At 70.1% G+C, this 18,524-nt stretch carries 15 protein-coding genes and 1 riboswitch; of the genes, 6 read left to right on the top strand and 9 right to left on the bottom strand.

Annotated features, from left to right (window positions below; genetic code table 11):
• Position 1: 1 nt before the first annotated feature.
• From cydD to hisC, 4 genes are all read right to left on the bottom strand, one after another.
• Positions 2–3,610 carry a thiol reductant ABC exporter subunit CydD gene (gene cydD / locus OG462_RS22715; RefSeq protein WP_406060203.1) on the bottom strand — a complete coding sequence of 1,203 codons (3,609 nt, stop codon included), beginning with the start codon at positions 3,608–3,610 and terminating at the stop codon, positions 2–4.
• A gap of 29 nt (positions 3,611–3,639) precedes the next feature.
• Positions 3,640–4,641 (bottom strand): cytochrome d ubiquinol oxidase subunit II, encoded by a 1,002-nt coding sequence (cydB, locus tag OG462_RS22710; protein ID WP_406060201.1) that lies wholly within the window; start codon positions 4,639–4,641, stop codon positions 3,640–3,642.
• An 18-nt stretch (positions 4,642–4,659) separates the two neighbouring features.
• Positions 4,660–6,168 carry a cytochrome ubiquinol oxidase subunit I gene (locus OG462_RS22705; RefSeq protein ID WP_406060200.1) on the bottom strand — a complete coding sequence of 503 codons (1,509 nt, stop codon included), beginning with the start codon at positions 6,166–6,168 and terminating at the stop codon, positions 4,660–4,662.
• Between the two features lie 215 nt (positions 6,169–6,383).
• The gene (gene hisC, locus OG462_RS22700; protein ID WP_406060198.1) at positions 6,384–7,487 is read right to left on the bottom strand and encodes a histidinol-phosphate transaminase; all 1,104 of its coding nucleotides are present in this window, start codon (positions 7,485–7,487) and stop codon (positions 6,384–6,386) included.
• Positions 7,488–8,055: 568 nt separating this feature from the next.
• Here hisC and OG462_RS22695 point away from each other — a divergent pair.
• The 3 genes from OG462_RS22695 to OG462_RS22685 all read left to right on the top strand — a co-directional run bounded on the left by OG462_RS22695 (position 8,056) and on the right by OG462_RS22685 (position 11,641).
• Positions 8,056–9,162, top strand: coding sequence for a LacI family DNA-binding transcriptional regulator (locus tag OG462_RS22695; RefSeq protein ID WP_406060196.1), 1,107 nt, complete (start codon positions 8,056–8,058; stop codon positions 9,160–9,162).
• Between the two features lie 273 nt (positions 9,163–9,435).
• A complete protein-coding gene (locus OG462_RS22690) occupies positions 9,436–10,818 on the top strand; it encodes a metallophosphoesterase (protein WP_406060194.1) in 1,383 nt (460 codons plus the stop codon).
• Positions 10,819–10,978: 160 nt separating this feature from the next.
• Entirely contained in the window at positions 10,979–11,641 is a 663-nt protein-coding gene (locus tag OG462_RS22685; RefSeq protein ID WP_406060192.1) for a hypothetical protein, read from the top strand.
• Positions 11,642–11,773: 132 nt separating this feature from the next.
• Here the strand turns inward: OG462_RS22685 and thiC are convergent, their stop codons facing one another.
• Positions 11,774–13,567: a phosphomethylpyrimidine synthase ThiC gene (thiC, locus tag OG462_RS22680; protein ID WP_406060190.1), complete on the bottom strand. Its 1,794-nt coding sequence runs from the start codon at positions 13,565–13,567 to the stop codon at positions 11,774–11,776.
• A riboswitch (TPP riboswitch) is annotated at positions 13,561–13,707 on the bottom strand. It overlaps the preceding gene by 7 nt.
• 71 nt (positions 13,708–13,778) lie before the next feature.
• Here thiC and OG462_RS22675 point away from each other — a divergent pair.
• Positions 13,779–15,197: a YibE/F family protein gene (locus OG462_RS22675; RefSeq protein WP_406060188.1), complete on the top strand. Its 1,419-nt coding sequence runs from the start codon at positions 13,779–13,781 to the stop codon at positions 15,195–15,197.
• Positions 15,198–15,206: 9 nt separating this feature from the next.
• Here the strand turns inward: OG462_RS22675 and OG462_RS22670 are convergent, their stop codons facing one another.
• The 4 genes from OG462_RS22670 to OG462_RS22655 all read right to left on the bottom strand — a co-directional run bounded on the left by OG462_RS22670 (position 15,207) and on the right by OG462_RS22655 (position 17,590).
• On the bottom strand, positions 15,207–15,650 hold the full coding sequence (locus tag OG462_RS22670) for an SsgA family sporulation/cell division regulator (RefSeq protein WP_055599121.1): 444 nt from the start codon (positions 15,648–15,650) through the stop codon (positions 15,207–15,209).
• A gap of 138 nt (positions 15,651–15,788) precedes the next feature.
• A complete protein-coding gene (locus OG462_RS22665; RefSeq protein WP_406060186.1) occupies positions 15,789–16,559 on the bottom strand; it encodes an IclR family transcriptional regulator in 771 nt (256 codons plus the stop codon).
• A gap of 237 nt (positions 16,560–16,796) precedes the next feature.
• Entirely contained in the window at positions 16,797–17,015 is a 219-nt protein-coding gene (locus tag OG462_RS22660) for a DUF5326 family protein (RefSeq protein ID WP_406060184.1), read from the bottom strand.
• Between the two features lie 257 nt (positions 17,016–17,272).
• A complete protein-coding gene (locus OG462_RS22655; protein WP_406060183.1) occupies positions 17,273–17,590 on the bottom strand; it encodes a cupin domain-containing protein in 318 nt (105 codons plus the stop codon).
• Between the two features lie 51 nt (positions 17,591–17,641).
• Here OG462_RS22655 and OG462_RS22650 point away from each other — a divergent pair, with 51 nt between their 5' ends.
• Both OG462_RS22650 and OG462_RS22645 read left to right on the top strand, forming a co-directional pair.
• Positions 17,642–18,019: a phage holin family protein gene (locus tag OG462_RS22650; RefSeq protein ID WP_406060181.1), complete on the top strand. Its 378-nt coding sequence runs from the start codon at positions 17,642–17,644 to the stop codon at positions 18,017–18,019.
• Between the two features lie 11 nt (positions 18,020–18,030).
• The gene (locus OG462_RS22645) at positions 18,031–18,522 is read left to right on the top strand and encodes a low molecular weight protein-tyrosine-phosphatase (protein WP_406060179.1); all 492 of its coding nucleotides are present in this window, start codon (positions 18,031–18,033) and stop codon (positions 18,520–18,522) included.
• The last annotated feature ends 2 nt before the right edge of the window (positions 18,523–18,524 follow it).

Raw genomic sequence — 18,524 nt, 5'->3', positions numbered from 1 at the left:
CCTATTTGGCGAGAAAAGTCGGCCGGTCCTTGTTGCCGTGGGCCGAGGTGGTCCCGGTCGTGGTCTCCGCGCCCGCGCCGACAGCCAGCAGGTCGGTCTCCCGCTCCTGTTCCAGCATCCGGCGCAGCGGGCCGTCCGCCTCGGCGAGCTCCGCGTACGGGCCGCGCTGCACGGTCCGGCCCTCGTCCAGGACCAGCACCTCGTCGACCGCGTCGAGTCCGTGCAGCCGGTGGGTGATGAGGACGGTCGTACGGCCTTCGGTGGCCCGGAGCAGGTCGTCGGTGAGTGCGTCGGCGGTGGCCAGGTCGAGGTGCTCGGCCGGCTCGTCGAGGACGAGGACGGGGAAGTCGGCGAGCAGCGCGCGGGCGAGCGCCAGGCGCTGCCGCTGTCCGCCGGAGAGCCGGGAGCCGTGCTCGCCCACGAGGGTGTCGAGGCCCTCGGGCAGCCCGTCCACCCAGTCGAGCAGCCGGGCCCGGCGCAGTGCCTCGCGCAGCTCGTCGTCGCTCGCGCCGGTACGGGCGAGCCGCAGGTTCTCGCGGACGGAGCTGTCGAACAGGTGGGCGTCCTGGGCGCAGAGGCCGACGAGTCGCCGCACCGCGTCGCCGTCGAGCTCGCGGGCGGGCACCCCGCTGAGCCGGTAGATGCCGTGCTCCGCGTCCAGGAACCGCAGCAGCACCTGGGCGAGCGTCGTCTTGCCGGATCCCGAGGCGCCGACGACGGCCACCCGGCGCCCGGCCTCCAGGGTGAGCCGGAAGTCGGCGAGCGCGTCCCGGTCCTGCCCGGCGTGCCGGGCGGAGAGCCCGGACAGTTCCAGCGGGAACGGGCTCGCCGGGGGAGTCCCGGGCAGGGTGGGCTCGTGTACGGGAACGGGGGCGTCGAGCACCTCGAAGACCCGCTCGGCGCTGTGCTTGACGCGCTGCCGGTACTGGACGGCGAGCGGCAGCCCGGTGACGGCCTCGAAGGCGGCGAGCGGCGTGAGGACGACCACGGCGAGGGCCACACCGTCGAGCCGTCCGTCCGCCACGGCCCGGACGCCGACGACCGCGGCGGCCGCGACCGTCAGGCCGCAGACCAGGGCGGAGAGCCCGGCGCCGAGCGCGGCGGCCGCGGCCTGCCGGGTGGCGATGCCGGTGAGGGTGCGGTCGGCGGCCCGCGTCCGGTCGAGCCTGCCGGGCAGGGCGCCGGCCACGGTCAGCTCGGCGCAGCCGCGCAGCAGATCGGCCACGGCGGTCGCCAGGGCGCCGCGAGCCGGGGCGAGGCGCCGTTCGGCACGGTGGGCGAGCGCCCCGCTGACCGCCGGTACGACGACACCCGCGACGAGCAGGCCCACGGCGAGGACGGCACCGGCCTCGGGCAGCAGCCAGGCGGTGAACCCGGCGGACGCGACTCCCACGACGAGCGCGGCGCCCGCGGGGAGCAGCCAGCGGAGCCAGTAGTCCTGGAGCGCGTCGACGTCCTGGACGAGCCGGGAGAGCAGGTCCCCGCGGCGCGTGCGGCGCAGTCCGGCGGGGGCGATCCGCTCCAGGCGCCGGTAGACGGAGACCCGGAGCTCGGCGAGCATCCGGAGGACGGCGTCGTGCGAGACGAGCCGCTCGGCATACCGGAAGACGGCCCGCCCGATGCCGAAGGCGCGCGTGGCGGTGACGGCCACCATCAGGTAGAGCACGGGCGGCTGTTCGGAGGCGCGTGAGATGAGCCAGCCGGACACGGCCATGAGCCCGACGGCGGAAGCGAGCGCAAGACTCCCGAGCAACAGGGCGAGCCCCATCCGCCCCTTGAGCTCCCCGGCCATCCCCCGCACCCGCGTCAGGACCGATCCGCCCCGTGTGGGCATCTGTTCCGCAGAAGGCGGAACGGGTGGGAACACCCCCACAGCGGCGTCGCGCCCCTGCTCCGCACCCGCGCCACCGGCACCCGCGCTTTCCGCACTTGCAACCGCAGCCGCACCGCTGGCACCCGCACCCTCACCCGACGGGGTCGCATCGACCCGGACCACCCGGTCCGCGACAGCCAGCAACGCCGGCCGATGGGCCACCAGAAGCACGGTCCGCCCAGCCGCCAGCCGGCGCACCGCGTCGACCACCCCCGCCTCCGTCTCCCCGTCGAGCGCGGCCGTCGGCTCGTCGAGCAGCAGCAGCGGCCGGTCGGCGAGGAACCCCCGGGCGAGCGCGAGCCGTTGCCGCTGCCCCGCCGAGAGTCCGGCGCCGTCCTCACCGAGCGGGGTGTCGAGCCCCTGCGGCAGCCCCGCGACGAACCCGTCCGCCCCGGCGTCCCGCAGGGCCTCCCGTACCGCCTCGTCCGATGCGTCCGGACGGGCGAGACGGACGTTCTCGGCGACCGTTCCCGCGAACAGATACGGCCGCTGCGGCACCCAGGCGATCCGCGACCGCCAGGCCTCCAGGTCGAGCGAGGCAAGCGACTCGCCCCCGACACGGATGGAACCGCCCTCCTCCGGCACGGCGAACCCGAGGACGACATCGAGCAGCGTCGACTTCCCGGCACCGCTCGGCCCGACCAGGGCCACCGTCTCTCCGGGCTCGACCGTCAGGGACATCGCGTCCAGCGAGGGATCGGTGCGCCCGGCATGACGTACCGTCACGCCCTCCAGCTCCAGCCGTACGGACTCCGGGGCGGCGCTCCCGCCCCCGCCCCGCACCGGCTCCTCCAGGACGTCGAAGATCTCCTCCGCCGCCGCGAGCCCCTCCGCCGCCGCGTGGAACTGCGCGCCGACCTGCCGCAGCGGCAGATACGCCTCGGGCGCCAGGATCAGGATGACGAGACCGGTGTACAGATCGAGTTCGCCGTGGACGAGCCGCATGCCGATGGTCACGGCGACGAGCGCGACCGACAGGGTCGCGAGGAGTTCCAGCGCGAAGGAGGAGAGGAAGGCGATCCGCAGCGTGCGCATGGTCGCTCGGCGGTACTCCGAGGTGATCGCGCGGATCGACTCGGCCTGGGCCTTCGCCCGGCCGAAGATCTTGAGGGTGGGAAGCCCGGCCACCACGTCCAGGAAGTGTCCGGAGAGCCGGGAGAGCAGCTTCCACTGCCGGTCCATCCGCGCCTGGGTGTACCAGCCGATGAGGATCATGAAGACCGGGATGAGCGGCAGGGTGACGACGATGATCGCCGCCGAGACCCAGTCCTCGGTGACGATCCGGGCCAGGACGGCCACCGGCACCACGACCGCGAGGCCGAGCTGGGGCAGATAGCGGGCGAAGTAGTCGTCGAGGGCGTCCACGCCCCGGGTGGCGAGGGCGATCAGCGAACCGGCCTTCTGGCCGCTCAGCCAGCCCGGCCCGAGCGCGGCCGCGCGGTCGAGAAGGCGGCCGCGGAGTTCGGACTTGACCGCCGCGCTCGCCCGGTGGGCGGCGAGCTCGGTCAGCCAGGAGACCAGCCCCCGTGCCGCCGCGATGCCCGCGAGCAGCAGCAGGGGGGTGGTCAGAGCGGAAACCGACTGGCCCTTCTGGAAGGACCCCACCACGATCTCGGCGATGAGCATCGCCTGGGCGATGACCAGCGCCGCCCCGACGAGGCCGAGGACGACCACCGCGATCAGAAAGACACGGGTGGCTCTGGCGTACCGGAGCAGGCGCGGATCGATCGGTTTCACGTGAAACATGCTCCCCTGGGAAGGGCCGGCTAGTGGGCCTCGGCGATGTGCTGCGTACCGATCCGCTTACGGAACACCCAGTAGGTCCAGCTCTGGTAGAGCAGCACCAGCGGGGTCGCGATCGCCGCGCACCAGGTCATGATCTTGAGCGTGTACGGGCTCGACGACGCGTTCGTCACGGTAAGACTCCACTCCGGGTTGAGCGAAGACGGCATGACGTCCGGGAAGAGCGCGAGGAAGAGCATCGCCACGGCTGCGGTGATGGTGACGCCCGAGAGCGCGAACGACCAGCCCTCGCGCCCCACCTTGATCGCGCCGATCGCGCCGACCAGGGCCACCACGGCGACCAGCATCGCCGCGAGGCTCCAGCTGTCCCCGGTGTCGACCTGGGTCCAGATCAGGAAGGCGAGCGCGACCACCGCCGTGACCAGACCGAGCTTGAGCGCGAGGGCCCGCGCCCGGGTCCGGATGTCACCGACGGTCTTGAGCGAGACGAAGACCGAGCCGTGGAACGTGAAGAGCGTGAGCGTGACCAGGCCGCCGAGGAGCGCGTACGGGTTGAGCAGGTCCCAGAAGCTGCCGACGAACTCCATGTCCGCGTCGATCTTCACGCCCCGGACGATGTTGCCGAAGGCCACACCCCAGAGGAACGCGGGGATCAGCGAGGTCCAGAAGATGGCCTGCTCCCAGTTCCGCTGCCAGTTCTCCTCGGGCCGCTTCACCCGGTACTCGAAGGCGACACCGCGGATGATCAGGCAGACCAGGATGATCAGCAGCGGCAGGTAGAAGCCGGAGAAGAGCGTCGCGTACCACTCGGGGAACGCGGCGAAGGTCGCGCCGCCGGCGGTGAGCAGCCACACCTCGTTGCCGTCCCAGACGGGTCCGATGGTGTTGATGAGAACCCGCTTCTCGGACCGGCCGCGGGCGAGCAGCTTGGTGAGGATCCCGACCCCGAAGTCGAAGCCCTCGAGGAAGAAGTAGCCGATCCAGAGGATGGCGATGAGTACGAACCAGACGTCGTGGAGTTCCATGCCTCGATCTCCTGAGCCTCAGTACGAGAAGGCCATCGGGCGGTCGGGGTCACGAGAGTCCCCGCCGATCTTGGTGGGCGGATTGAGGTCGTCCTCGGTGAGCTCCGGCGGGCCGGCCTTGACGTACTTCACGAGGAGCTTGACCTCGATCACGGCGAGGACGGCGTAGAGCGCGGTGAAGACGATCATCGAGGTGAGCACCTCGCCCGTCGTGGTGCCGGGGGAGACCGCGTCCCGGGTGCGCAGGACGCCGTAGACGACCCAGGGCTGACGGCCCATCTCGGTGAAGATCCAGCCCCAGGAGTTGGCGATCAGCGGGAACGCCATGGTCCAGAGGGCGACGATCCAGTACCACTTGCCCAGGCGGGGGCTGAGCGCCTTCCGCTTGAACAGGACCAGGTTCGGCACTTCGTCCTCACCGGTCCGCAGCCCCGGCGCCAGCATGAACTTCTTGCGGGTCAGCCAGAGGCCGATCACGCCGATGGTCAGCGAGGCCATGCCGAAGCCGATCATCCAGCGGAATCCCCAGTACGCGACGGGGATGTTGGGCCGGTAGTCGCCAGGGCCGAACTTCTCCTGCTCGGCCTTGTTGATGTCGTTGATGCCCGGGACGTACGAACTGAAGTCGTCGTTGGCGAGGAAGGACAGCAGTCCCGGAATCTCTATGGCCACCGAGTTGTGGCCCTTGTCGACGTCCCCGTACGCGAAGACCGAGAAGGGTGCCGGCGCCTCGCCGTCCCAGAGTGCCTCGGCGGCGGCCATCTTCATGGGCTGCTGCTTGAACATGACCTTGCCGAGCAGGTCACCGCTGATGGCGGTGCCGAGGCCGGCGATGATCAGGGTGATCAGGCCGAGCCGCAGCGAGGTCCGCATCACCGGGATGTGCTTCTTGCGCGCCAGGTGGAAGGCGGAGATGCCGACCATGAACGCGCCGCCGACCAGGAAGGCCGCCGTCATGGTGTGGAAGAACTGGGTGAGGGCGGTGTTCTGGGTGAGCACGTGCCAGAAGTCGGTGAGCTCGGCCCGGCCGCGCTCCTCGTTGATCCGGTAGCCCACCGGGTGCTGCATCCAGGAGTTGGCCGCGAGGATGAAGTACGCGGAGAGGATGGTGCCGATCGACACCATCCAGATGCAGGCGAGGTGGATCCGCTTCGGGAGCTTGTCCCAGCCGAAGATCCACAGGCCGATGAAGGTCGACTCGAAGAAGAAGGCGATGAGCGCCTCGAAGGCGAGCGGCGCACCGAAGATGTCGCCGACGAATCGGGAGTAGTCGGACCAGTTCATGCCGAACTGGAACTCCTGCACGATGCCGGTGACGACACCCATGGCGATGTTGATCAGGAAGAGCTTGCCCCAGAACTTCGTCGCCCTGAGGTACTTCTCGTTCTCCGTCCGGACCCATGCGGTCTGGAGACCGGCGGTGAGTGCGGCGAGGGAGATCGTCAGGGGGACGAAGAGGAAGTGGTAGACGGTGGTGATGCCGAACTGCCAGCGCGCCAGGGTCTCTGGCGCTAGAGCGAGGTCCACGTCGTTTTCTCCTTACATCGCCGTGGTCACATCGGCAGTTTGCCCCGTTAATCCCACCCACATCGGGATGAACCGGGACACGCTTGTGAACGCGTTCACATTCACAAGCATTATGGCTCATACGAAATCCGTACCTTCTACCGGGGGTCCCCCTACGAAAAGACCCCCGCGAGCGAAGCGCTCGCGGGGGCCCTCGCACCAGGGCGGCAGGCCGGTCAGCCCTCCTTGCGGAAGCCCTCGGCCGCCTTGAGGAACAGATCGTTCGCCTCGGTCTCGCCGATCGTGACGCGCACGCCCTCGCCGGCGAAGGGCCGCACCATCACACCGTGCCGCTCGCACTCCGCCGCGAAGTCCAGGGTCCGCTCACCGAGCCGCAGCCAGACGAAGTTCGCCTGGGTGTCCGCCACGGTCCAGCCCTGCCCCACGAGCCCCGCGTGCACCCGCTCGCGCTCGGCCACCAACGAGCCGACCCGCCCGAGCAGTTCGTCCTCGGCCCGCAGCGAGGCCACGGCCGCGTCCTGCGCCAGCTGGCTCACGCCGAACGGCACCGCCGTCTTGCGCAGCGCCGCCGCCACCGGCTCGTGGGCGACCGCGAAGCCGACCCGCAGCCCCGCCAGGCCGTACGCCTTGGAGAAGGTCCGCAGCACGGCGACGTTCGGCCGGTCGCGGTACAGCTCGATGCCGTCCGGGATGTCGGTGTCGCGGACGAACTCGCGGTACGCCTCGTCGATCACGACCAGGACGTCGGAGGGCACCCGGTCGAGGAAGCGCTCCAGCTCCGCCCGGCGCACCGCGGTGCCCGTGGGGTTGTTGGGGTTACAGACGAAGATCAGCCGGGTCTTCTCGGTGATCGCCGCGGCCATCGCGTCGAGGTCGTGCACCTCGCCCTCGGTCAGCGGCACCTGCACCGAGGTGGCCCCGCTGATCTGCGTGATGATCGGGTACGCCTCGAAGGAGCGCCAGGCGTAGATGACCTCGTCGCCGGGGCCGGAGGTGGCCTGGAGGAGCGACTGGGCGACGCCGACCGAGCCGGTGCCGGTGGCCAGGTGCGAGACGGGCACGCCGAAACGGTCCGCCAGCTCCTCCGTCAGGCCCGTGCAGGCCATGTCCGGGTACCGGTTGAAGTTCGCGGCGGCGGCCAGCGTGCTCTCCATGACCCCCGGCAGCGGCGGATACGGGTTCTCGTTGGAGGACAGCTTGAAGGCCACGGGACCGCCCGAGGCCGCCGGCCTGCCCGGCTTGTAGGTGGGGACGCCGTCCAGCTCGGCGCGCAGCTTCGGGCCCGTGCTCGTCCCGCTGGTCCCGCTGGTCTCGCTCACAGTGTGGCCTCCTCGACCGTCCGTACCGCCAATACTCCTCACCTTAAGAGGATTCCCCTCCGCTGCGAATGGGCTGTGGACAACAGGAGGGACACGCTGTGGACACGACCGCCCGGAGCGAGCCCGGGGCGGTCCCGGGTGTGGGCCCGGGGCAGTCCCGGATACGACCCCGGAGCGGCTCCGGATACGACCCCGTAGCGGCCCCGGAGCGGCTCCGGGTGCGGCCCTGCGTGGGGTCCCGGACCGGCTCCGGGGCGCGGCCCCGCGTGGGGTCCCGGGTACGGCCCCGTCCCGGCCGCCGGAGCGGGGGGAGCGCGCGCCCGGGTGGCGCGCGCCGGTGGCGGGCGCCGTGGCGCGCATCCCCCGTAGAGGTGAGTTGAGACCTCTTCGAGACCTCGCCCCCACACCAGGCCTACGCCGTTCGACAACCCCTGATCCCACGGCAAAGGCCCTAACTACCTTGGATTCATTGCCTCTTGACGCCTTTCGGCCATGCAGAAACGTGCCTGTCAACGCCTGCATATGCGACCGGCCCAACCGCCCCTCATCGCCCTACTATCGGCTCGCCATGACAGCAGCAGGGAAGCACCAGGTGAGCCGGGCACAGACCCGGGGAAGCCGGCAGGGCCGGGCAGGCATCCGGGACGTGGCCGCCGCCGCCGGGGTCTCCATCACGACTGTCTCCGACGCGCTCAACGGCAAGGGCCGACTCCCCGACGCCACCCGCCGTCACGTGCGCGAGGTCGCCGATCGGCTGGGCTACCGCCCATCCGCGGCGGCCCGCACGCTCCGCACCGGGAAGTCGGGACTCATCGGCCTGACCGTGACCACGTACGGGGATGAACCTTTCACCTTCACCGAATTCGCGTACTTCGCGGAGATGGCCAGAGCAGCCACATCGGCGGCGCTCGCGCGGGGCTACGCCCTGGTCATCCTCCCCGCCACCTCCCGCCATGACGTCTGGTCGAACGTCGCCCTCGACGGCACCGTCGTCATCGACCCCTCCGACCACGACCCGGTCGTCACCGAACTGGTCCGCCAGGGCCTGCCCGTCGTCTCCGACGGACGCCCCGCCGGCACCCTTCCGGTCACCGCCTGGGTCGACAACGACCACGAAGCCGCCGTCCTCGATCTTCTCGACCACCTCGCCGACGCCGGCGCCCGCCGCATCGGTCTCCTCACCGGAACCACCACCGACACCTACACCCGCCTGTCCACCACCGCGTACCTCAACTGGTGCGAGCGGGTGGGCCAGGACCCCGTCTACGAGGCCTATCCGGCGCACGACCCGTGCGCGGGTGCCGTCGCGGCCGACCGGCTGCTCGCCCGACCGGACCGGCCCGACGCCGTGTACGGCCTCTTCGACCCCAACGGAACCGACCTCCTCGCGGCCGCGCGCCGCTACGGTCTGCGCGTCCCGGACGACCTGCTGCTGGTCTGCTGCAGCGAGTCGACCGTCTACGCCACCACCGAACCGCCCATCACGACGCTCTCGCTCAAGCCGCGCCGGATCGGCACGGCCGTCGTCCAGCTCCTCATCGACGCCATCGAAGGGATCGACACCGACGGCCCGGTCGAGCAGGTGATACCGACCGAACTCATCGTCCGCACCTCCTCGCAGCGCCGTTCACCGCGCACGACCGTCAGCCCGCCGCGCTCACCCACGAAGGACTGACACCCCGCCAACCGGCCCCACCGAATCCGCCGTCCCCGCCCCTGCCCGTGGGCCGGGACGGCGAAACCGGCCACCGAACCGGTCTCAACCCTGGACTCGACCGTCTCAATTCGGGCGAAACAACCGGTGAACCCGGAGTGGACCCGGATTCACCACCCCTGGTGCGTCACACAGGAGGACCCTCATTCCTATGATGGGCGCACGACATCGCGGACCACCCCGACCAGGCCGGTCCGCGATGTGCAGGGCATCGCGACGGTGGTGGAGGGGTCCATGACTCAGGGGGCCGGGCAGGAGCCCGTGGTGCGCACGGCGACATTGCGTGACTTCCGCGTACCGCCGTACGCCCGCGTGCCCGTACAGGGCCATGCCACCGAACCGACGTCCATGGAGCCTCTACCGGTGCCTCCACCGGCCCAGACCACTCCCATGCACCACGCGCCCTCGGCCTCCGTGCCTGCGGCGTCCGTGCCCGCTGCCGCCCCGGCCGTGCCCGCTGCCGCCCCGGCCGTGCCCTCGGCCGTAGCCACACCCGCCCCCGCCGTACCCGCGCACCCCCCCGTACCCGTCGTGCCCGCGCACGCGCCTGCGCCCGCCGCGCCGACCCTGCATCTGGGGCTTCGTACCGCGCCCGCGTACCCCGCCCCGACCGGCTCCTCCATCGTCTCCGTCGCCACCGGTCACCCCGGCAACGCCTTCCCGGAGGGCGCGATGCCCGAGGGCTACACCCCGACCGAGCGCGACCTCCCGGTCATCAACCGCGGCGACACCGTCCAGGTCCCGGTCACCCCCGAGCCCGGCTCCGCCGCCGAGCCCGCTCCCGCGAACGGCGAAGGCCCCGGCCCGCTCTACGTCGTCGGCGACGTCCACGGCTATCTCGACGAGCTCGTCGCCGCCCTCCGCGCCCAGGGCCTCATCGACCAGAACGGCAGCTGGGCCGCCGGCAACGCCCGCCTCTGGTTCCTCGGCGACTTCACCGACCGCGGCCCCGACGGCATCGGCGTCATCGACCTCGTCATGCGCCTCTCCGCCGAGGCCGCCGCCGCCGGCGGCTACTGCAAGGCCCTCATGGGCAACCACGAACTGCTGCTCATCGGCGCCAAACGCTTCGGCGACACCCCCGTGAACTCCGGCGCGGGCACCGCCACCTTCCAGGCCGCCTGGCTGCTCAACGGCGGCCAGAAGCACGACATGGACCGGCTCCAGGACGTCCACCTGCAGTGGATGTCCCGGCTCGACGCCGTGGTGCTGGAGGACGACCACCTTCTCCTGCACTCCGACACCACCGCGTACCTCGAATACGGCCAGACCATCGAGGACGTCAACGACACGGTCCACGAGATCCTCAACCGGAACGACGCCGACGAGGTCTGGGACGTCTTCCGGAAGTTCACCAAGCGCTTCGCGTTCCGCGACGAAGGCGGCCCGCAGGCCGTCCAGGAGCTGCTCTCCACCTACGGCGGCCACCGGATCGTCCACGGCCACAGCCCGATCCCGTACCTCCTCGGCCAGGTCGGCACGGAGGACAGCGAGGGCAATTCGGGCCCGATCGTCGACGGACCGCACGTGTACGCCGACGGGCTGGCGATCGCCATGGACGGCGGAGTGACCATGGCCGGAAAGCTACTGGTCGTCCAACTCCCCCTGAACAGCTGACGCATAACCCTGCGCATCCGGGGAAGTCGAATTCCGGAAACACCCTGTCAACGCGTGGCACGACCGCAATACCATCGGGTCCATCCGTAGCAGGCTCTCCTCCGTTTCCGCCCAACCGACCGTTTCCCACGGCTGATCCGGGCCTACGGAGCATCGGGGGATGCACATGAACGTGGCTCCGCACCTGCTGACCGAGGACCGCGCCGAGTACGAGCGGGTCCTCGACGACGCACTGAGCACCGCCCACGCACGTCCGGATCTCGCCGGAGCAGGAACCCGGCTCACGCTCGCACAGCTGCGCTCCCTGACCCTGAACGCGACAACTCTGGTCACCAGCGCCGCAGCGAGCGAGTACGACCACTTCGTGAAGGTCCGCGAACAGAACCGCGCGGCCCTGGGGACCCCGATACCGGCGGCGTCCTCGGACCGCCCGGGCCCCGGCCCCGGCGTCGTCGCGATCTTCACCGTCATGGTGCCCGTCCTCGCAGGCGCGGCCGCCGTCATATTCCTGCTGGTCGGCGCGGTCCTGCACGCCATCGCCCCCACCGTGGTGTTCGGGGCGACACTCCTCACCGCAGGCCTGGTCTTCGGCGCCGTCGCCGCCGCAGGACTGCTCGGCGCGGCCGCCGGGCTCCTCGTGACGGCCCTGCGCAACAGCCCCGCCGAGGTGAGCGCGGGCGGCCCGCCTCCGGGCGCACCGGACGACGAACTGTCCCGCGCCCGCGAGGCCTGGCGCCGCGCCCTCCTCGAACGCGGCATCCTCCCCTTCCTCCGCGACGTCCTCGCGGCCACGACCCCACCCAGCGGCCCGATGGACCCCTGACACACCACCGGCCCGCGACTCCCCCGGGGTCGCGGGCCGGTCCATGCGCCGGTGATGGTCAGTCCACGGAGCACAGGTGGGGTCGGTCCCCCGAGCGCCGGTGGGGGTCGGTCCCCCGAGCGCCGGCGGCGGTCAGTCCGCCAGCGGGAGGTACACGCGGTTGCCGGTCGCCGCGAACTCGGCGGACTTCGCGGCCATGCCCGCCTCGATCTCGTCCGCCTTCAGATCGCCGCCGTGCTCCCGACGGATGTCCTGCGAGATCTTCATCGAGCAGAACTTCGGACCGCACATCGAGCAGAAGTGCGCGGTCTTCGCGGGCTCCGCCGGCAGCGTCTCGTCGTGGAACTCACGCGCGGTGTCCGGGTCGAGCGCCAGGTTGAACTGGTCCTCCCAGCGGAACTCGAACCGCGCGTCCGAGAGCGCGTCGTCCCACTCCTGCGCGCCCGGGTGCCCCTTGGCGAGGTCCGCCGCGTGGGCCGCGATCTTGTACGTGATGACACCGGTCTTCACGTCGTCCCGGTTCGGCAGGCCCAGGTGCTCCTTGGGCGTGACGTAGCAGAGCATCGCGGTGCCCCACCAGGCGATCATGGCCGCACCGATGCCGGAGGTGATGTGGTCGTACGCGGGCGCGACGTCCGTGGTCAGCGGGCCGAGCGTGTAGAACGGCGCCTCCTCGCAGATCTCCTGCTGGAGGTCGATGTTCTCCTTGATCTTGTGCATCGGGACGTGGCCCGGGCCCTCGATCATCGTCTGCACGTTGTGGCGCTTGGCAATCGTGTTCAGCTCGCCGAGCGTGCGCAGCTCCGCGAACTGGGCCGCGTCGTTGGCGTCCGCGATCGAGCCGGGGCGCAGTCCGTCGCCGAGCGAGTACGTGACGTCGTACGTCGCGAGGATCTCGCAGAGCTCCTCGAAGTTCGTGTAGAGGAAGTTCTCCTTGTGGTGGGCGAGACACCAGGCGGCCATGATCGAGCCGCCGCGCGAGACGATGCCGGTCTTGCGGCGCGCGGTGAGCGGCACGTACGGCAGGAGTACGCCGGCGTGCACCGTCATGTAGTCCACGCCCTGCTCGGCCTGCTCGATGACCGTGTCCTTGTAGATCTCCCAGGTCAGGTCCTCGGCCCGGCCGTCGACCTTCTCCAGGGCCTGGTAGAGCGGCACGGTGCCGATCGGTACGGGGGAGTTGCGCAGGACCCACTCGCGGGTGGTGTGGATGTTGCGACCGGTGGACAGGTCCATGACCGTGTCGGCGCCCCACTTGGTCGCCCAGGTCATCTTCTCCACCTCCTCCTCGATGGAGGAGGTGACGGCGGAGTTGCCGATGTTGGCGTTGACCTTCACCAGGAACCGCTTGCCGATGATCATCGGCTCGATCTCCGGGTGGTTGACGTTGGCCGGGAGCACCGCGCGACCCGCCGCGATCTCCTCCCGTACGACCTCGGGGGAGACGTTCTCCCGGATCGCCACGTACTCCATCTCCGGGGTGATCTCCCCCCGGCGGGCGTACGCGAGCTGGGTCACGGCCTGGCCGTCGCGGCCACGGCGCGGCACGCGCGGGCGGCCGGGGAAGACGGCGTCGAGGTTCTTCAGCCCGCCGCCGCGCGGCGAGGTGTGCTTGATGCCGTCGTCCTCGGGGCGGGCCGGGCGGCCCGCGTACTCCTCGGTGTCGCCGCGCGCGATGATCCAGTTCTCGCGCAGCGGCGGAAGGCCCCGCCGCACGTCGGTGTCGACGGTGGGGTCGGTGTACGGGCCGGACGTGTCGTACAGCGTGACGTCCTTGCCGTTGGTGAGGTGCACCTGACGGACCGGCACCCGGAGGTCGGGGCGCGAGCCCTGGACGTACCCCTTGTGCCAGCCCGGCGTGCGGGCGCCGTCGGCAGAGGTGTCGTCCTGCTTGGAGGCAGGCGTGCGTGCATCCTGAATGGTCATGAGACCGATCTCCCTACGCCGGCATTACCCGGTAACAGGTTCGGCGGTCGGCGCAGCCTCCTCCCGTACGTACATCAGTACGCGCGTACGGTGATCAGCGCCCTCTCAGCCCGGTGCTCCGAGCTCCCGCGTGTGCAAAGGTGCCACCACGCTAGCGTCATCCCTGGCGTGCTGAACAGTGGGCCCCCGCCGTTCTTGCGATGATCGGTCGGTGACTTCCCCCCAACAGACTCCCGAGCCGCACGGCCACGACCACGGTCCCGGCCCTTCCCACGGGCACGGTCAGGGGCACGGCGCGTCCCACGAGAACGGCCGGGAGCACAGCTCCCACGGGCACGGCCACAGCCACAGCCACGGGCCCGCCGCCCCGGTGTCCCGGCATCTGCGCAAGGTCATCGCCGCGATCCTGATCCCCTTCGCCACGGCCGTCGCGGTCGGGCTCGTGGTCCTGTGGCCCGGTGGCACCCCGGCGCACGAGCGCACCGGAGTCGGCTTCGACCGGCAGACCGAGCAGGGCAAGGTCGTATCGGTCGAGCAGGTCGACTGCAAGGACGTGAACGCCGGGCAGGTCCCACCGACCGGGGACACCTCCACCCCGGAGGGGCGCGAGGCGGTCAACGCCCAGCAGGGAGACTGCGGGAAGGCGACGATCGAGGTCACCACCGGCCCGGAGAAGGGGCGCACGTTCACCGAGATCGTGCAGCCGGACGCACCGCGCCAACTGCACGAGGGGCAGGGTGTGGTGGTGGCGTACGCGCCCGACGCCCCGCGCGACCTGCAGTTCTCGGTGACGGACGTGAACCGGAAGGTCCCGATGGCGGTGCTCGCCGGGATCTTCGCCCTCGTGGTCGTGCTCGTCGGCCGCATGCGGGGCGTGATGGCGCTGATCGCGCTCGCCGCGAGCTTCCTGGTGCTGACGCTCTTCATCCTGCCGGCGATCCTGGAGGGATCGAATCCGCTGATCGTGGCGGTGGTCGGGTCGAGCGCGATCATGCTGATCGCGCTCTACATGTGCCACGGGCTCTCGGCCCGCACCTCGGTCGCGGTGCTCGGCACACTGATCTCGCTCATGCTGATCGGACTGCTCGGTTCGTTCTTCATCGAGTGGGCGTCGCTCAGCGGCAACACCGACGACAACACCGGCCTGATCCACGGCCTGTACCCGAGCATCGACATGTCCGGCCTCCTGCTGGCCGGGATCATCATCGGTTCCCTCGGCGTGCTCGACGACGTGACGGTCACCCAGACCTCGGCGGTCTGGGAGCTGCACCAGGCCGATCCGGGCATGGGTCCGCGCGCGCTGTACCGGGCCGCGATCCGGATCGGCCGGGACCACATCGCCTCGGTCGTGAACACGCTGGTGCTCGCCTACGCGGGTGCCGCCCTCCCGCTGCTGCTGCTCTTCACCATCGCGCAGAGCAGCATGGGGACGGTGGCCAACAGCGAGCTGGTCGCCGCGGAGATCGTCCGGACGCTCGTCGGTTCGATCGGTCTGGTCGCCTCCGTGCCGGTCACCACGGCGCTCGCGGCCATGGTGGTCTCCGCCGACCGGGCGGAGGCCGGGGGGCCGGGGACGGGCACCCGAAAGCCCGCGGCGGTACGGGGCGGACGGCGCCGTCGCGCGAAGTGAGGTCCCGTCTCAGGCAGCCGGGCCCGCGTTCTCCTCGGCCAGAATCCGGCCCAGTGCGGCCTCCAGGTTGTCCTCGAAGTCGCCGAGTGTCCGTTCCTGACCGAGTGGAACCAGTTTGTCCGTACGGTCGAGGAAAGCGACCAACGGCGGCGCGCTGGCCCGGAACAGGGCGCGATCGCCACCGACCTGGAGCCGGATGGAGACGTCCGAGAGGCCCTCGGGCTCCGTCGGGGCGATGTGCACATCGCCGTCCCCGCTCGGCCGGTTGATCCCGTCGAGCAGCAGCTCCCTGCCGAACGCCCAGGTGACAGGCGCGTCCCCGGGGAGGTGGAAGGTCATCCGCACCGCGTAGGGATCCCGGGTCTCATATCGCAGTTCCACCGGGATCTTGAAGGAGAGCTCCTCGGAGACGAGGAAGCTCATCAGGACCTCGGCCTGAACCGACTCTCGCATCATGTACCCCGCAGTAGATGAAGCAGTTGTGTAAACACAGCTGCTGAAAGCTGTGACCGAAACGGCCAGGAATGATCCCCCGTGGCCCTCTTGACGCAATCGTGCTGTAAGCGCTACCAGATCACAAGGAGTGATTTTTCAGATACTGATAGAGAACGCGAGCGAACTGAAGAGCTTCCCGATCTCTGTACGTAGCTGCTCGACTGCTGGGAGCAACCGTTCTTCCTGGTGAAGGGGGAGGGAAATGGCCATTGCGGCCGCTGTGGAGCCCGCAGTGATGGGGATTGCGGCACAGACCGTGCCGAGCGCATATTCCTGACGTTCTACCAAGGGTTCCATTCGCCCCAAACCGCCCAAACGCTCCAAAAGCACACGACGGTTACGCACCGTGTACGGAGTGATGGCTTCCACCGGGTGGCGGTCAAGGTGGTCTTGACGAGATTTCAGATCGAGTTGACTCAGCAGGCACTGCCCGATCGCATGGGCGTGCGCGGTCTCTCGGAAGTCGGCCCATTCCTCCACCGCGGGAGCGGAGGGGGTGTCGGCGACAGCGACGAGCTCGATCTCCCCCTCGCGGTAGAGGGCGAAGTAGACGGGCACACCGATCGTGTCCCGCCAGCGGGCAAGGGAGTCTTCGATCTTGATGCGACGATTCTGCACATCTCCGCCGCCGGCCAGTCGGACCGCGGCGTCGCCCAGGACGAACACACCCTTCTCGCGGACCAGATAGCCCTCGTGCGTCAGGGTGCGGAGTAGGTGGTACGTGGTGGGCAGCGGAAGGCCCGTTTCACGGGCGAGCTGTTTGGCCGGGGCGCCGTCCGCGTGGGAGGACACGGCCTCCAGAAGTCTCAGCGCTCGCTGCACCGAGCCGATCAGGGTAGGCGCAGCCGTCTGCGTAGCCGTGGCCAAAGGTCACCCCCAGGCGTGACGACGGATGCATTGCATCCGCCCGCGGGGGCCGCCCCCGCGCGCCCGCCGGGCCTGGGAAACCGCTGGTCAGAACGGAGGTCTACACCTGTAGTCCCCTACGCGGCGGAGGGATTCCACTCTAGTGGCAGCCCCTGGGCCCACGCCCTGATTCGACCAGCGCGTTCCCCCGGCTGGGCTAATACCCTGCGTCGCCTGCATACCGATCGGTAGCTTGTGCTACCACTCGTCGCGCGACCGGTCGGAGGAGCTGAACTTCCGTACGACGTAGATCAGTCCGGCGACGAGGGCCACGAAGAGCAGCACCTTGAAGAGCAGTCCGACCACGAAGGCCAGAACGCTGGTGATCAGTCCGCCGAAGACGAGCAGGGCGAGCACGGGTATGGCGACCCACTTCACCCACCAGGGCATCCCCGCGAGAACCTCCTGTACGGCCATCGACCTCTCCCTCGCTCTCGAAGATCCGTTCCGCGCACTCCGCGCCGAACAACCTCAAGGCTAGGGGCCGGGGCAGGCCCACGGGGGCCCTGTGGCCCCCGCTCTCCCCTGATCCGCCCCCTAGGGGCTTCGCCCGTCCGACCCTCAGGTCTCGGACGGGCCGGCTGTCGGGCGGGCCCGGGCTCGGGCGGACCAGGGCTCGGGAGGGCCAGGGCTCCGGTACGTCAGGCCTCCGGTGCGACAGGCGTCCCCGTGCGTCAGGCCTCCGGCGGGGAGAAGACCACCATCACCCGCAGGTCCTCGCTGATGTGGTGGAACTTGTGCTCCACCCCGGCCGGCACGTAGACCACGCTGCCGCGCGCCACCTGGGTCGTCTCCGTCCCCACCGTGATCGCCGCCCGGCCGCTCACCACGAAGTACACCTCGTCCTGACCGTGCGGCTGCTGCGGGTCGAGCTCCCCGGCGTCCAGCGCGTACAGGCCCACCGACATGTTCCGCTCCCGCAGGAACTGGAGGTACGCGCCCTTGTTCGCGGCACGCTCCGCCTCCAGTTCATCAAGTCGGAATGCCTTCATCGCCTGTCAGCCCCTGCCCTCGGCCCGATCACGTCTGCCACGATCAGACACATGATGAATTTCGTAGTCAAGACACTCGCCAACGCGGGCGCCCTGGGAGTCGCCATCTGGCTGCTCCAGGACATCACCCTGACCGGTGAGAGCACCGGCAAGAAGGCCCTGACCCTCATTCTCGTCGCCCTGGTCTTCGGGCTCGTGAACTTCTTGGTCAAGCCGATCGTCAAGCTGCTCACGCTGCCGCTCTTCATCCTGACACTCGGTCTGATCACCCTCGTGATCAACGCCCTGATGCTGCTCCTCACCTCCTGGCTTGCCGACAAGTTCGATCTCAGCTTCCACGTGGAGGGCTTCTGGACCGCCGTCCTCGGCGGCCTGATCATCTCCGTCGTCTCGTGGGCGCTGAACGTCGTGCTCCCCGACAGCGACTGACTGGAGGACCCGTGACCTACCGCGTCTGCTTCGTCTGCACCGGCAACACCTGCCGCTCGCCGATGGCCGAGCACGTCTTCCGCAGACATGTGGAGGACGCCGGCCTCGGCGGGCTGGTGGTGATCGAGAGTGCCGGCACCGGAGTCTGGCGCGAGGGCGACGCCGCCAACCCGCGCACGGTCTCCGTACTCGAGGAGAACGGCTACGCCTCCGCGCACACCGCCCGTCAGTTCCGGGCCTCCTGGTTCCCGGCCCTCGACCTGGTGATCGCGCTGGACGAAGGGCATCTGAGGGAGCTCTTCCGGCTCGCCCGCACACCCGAGGAGGCGGCGCGGATACGGCTGCTGCGCTCTTTCGACCCGGCCGCCGGGGACGCGCTCGACGTCCCCGACCCGTACTCCGGGGGCCGTGAGGACTACGAGCAGTGCCTTGAGATGGTGGAGGCCGCGAGCGGAGGACTGCTCGCGGCCATACGCCTGGAACTGGAGGACCGGACACTGTGACG

Source organism: Streptomyces sp. NBC_01077 (assembly GCF_045162855.1).
Taxonomy (GTDB): domain Bacteria; phylum Actinomycetota; class Actinomycetes; order Streptomycetales; family Streptomycetaceae; genus Streptomyces.
The sequence above is the reverse complement of the archived record's forward strand: the minus strand, read 5'-3'. Positions and strand labels throughout refer to the sequence as shown.

Excerpts from the sequence above, each read along its gene's own strand:
- cydB (WP_406060201.1), bottom strand. The coding sequence starts at position 4,641 with ATGGAACTCCACGACGTCTGGTTCGTACTCATCGCCATCCTCTGGATC.
- OG462_RS22695 (WP_406060196.1), top strand. The coding sequence starts at position 8,056 with ATGACAGCAGCAGGGAAGCACCAGGTGAGCCGGGCACAGACCCGGGGA.
- OG462_RS22690 (WP_406060194.1), top strand. The coding sequence starts at position 9,436 with ATGACTCAGGGGGCCGGGCAGGAGCCCGTGGTGCGCACGGCGACATTG.
- OG462_RS22685 (WP_406060192.1), top strand. The coding sequence starts at position 10,979 with ATGCACATGAACGTGGCTCCGCACCTGCTGACCGAGGACCGCGCCGAG.
- thiC (WP_406060190.1), bottom strand. The coding sequence starts at position 13,567 with ATGACCATTCAGGATGCACGCACGCCTGCCTCCAAGCAGGACGACACC.
- OG462_RS22670 (WP_055599121.1), bottom strand. The coding sequence starts at position 15,650 with ATGCGAGAGTCGGTTCAGGCCGAGGTCCTGATGAGCTTCCTCGTCTCC.
- OG462_RS22660 (WP_406060184.1), bottom strand. The coding sequence starts at position 17,015 with ATGGCCGTACAGGAGGTTCTCGCGGGGATGCCCTGGTGGGTGAAGTGG.
- OG462_RS22655 (WP_406060183.1), bottom strand. The coding sequence starts at position 17,590 with ATGAAGGCATTCCGACTTGATGAACTGGAGGCGGAGCGTGCCGCGAAC.
- OG462_RS22650 (WP_406060181.1), top strand. The coding sequence starts at position 17,642 with ATGATGAATTTCGTAGTCAAGACACTCGCCAACGCGGGCGCCCTGGGA.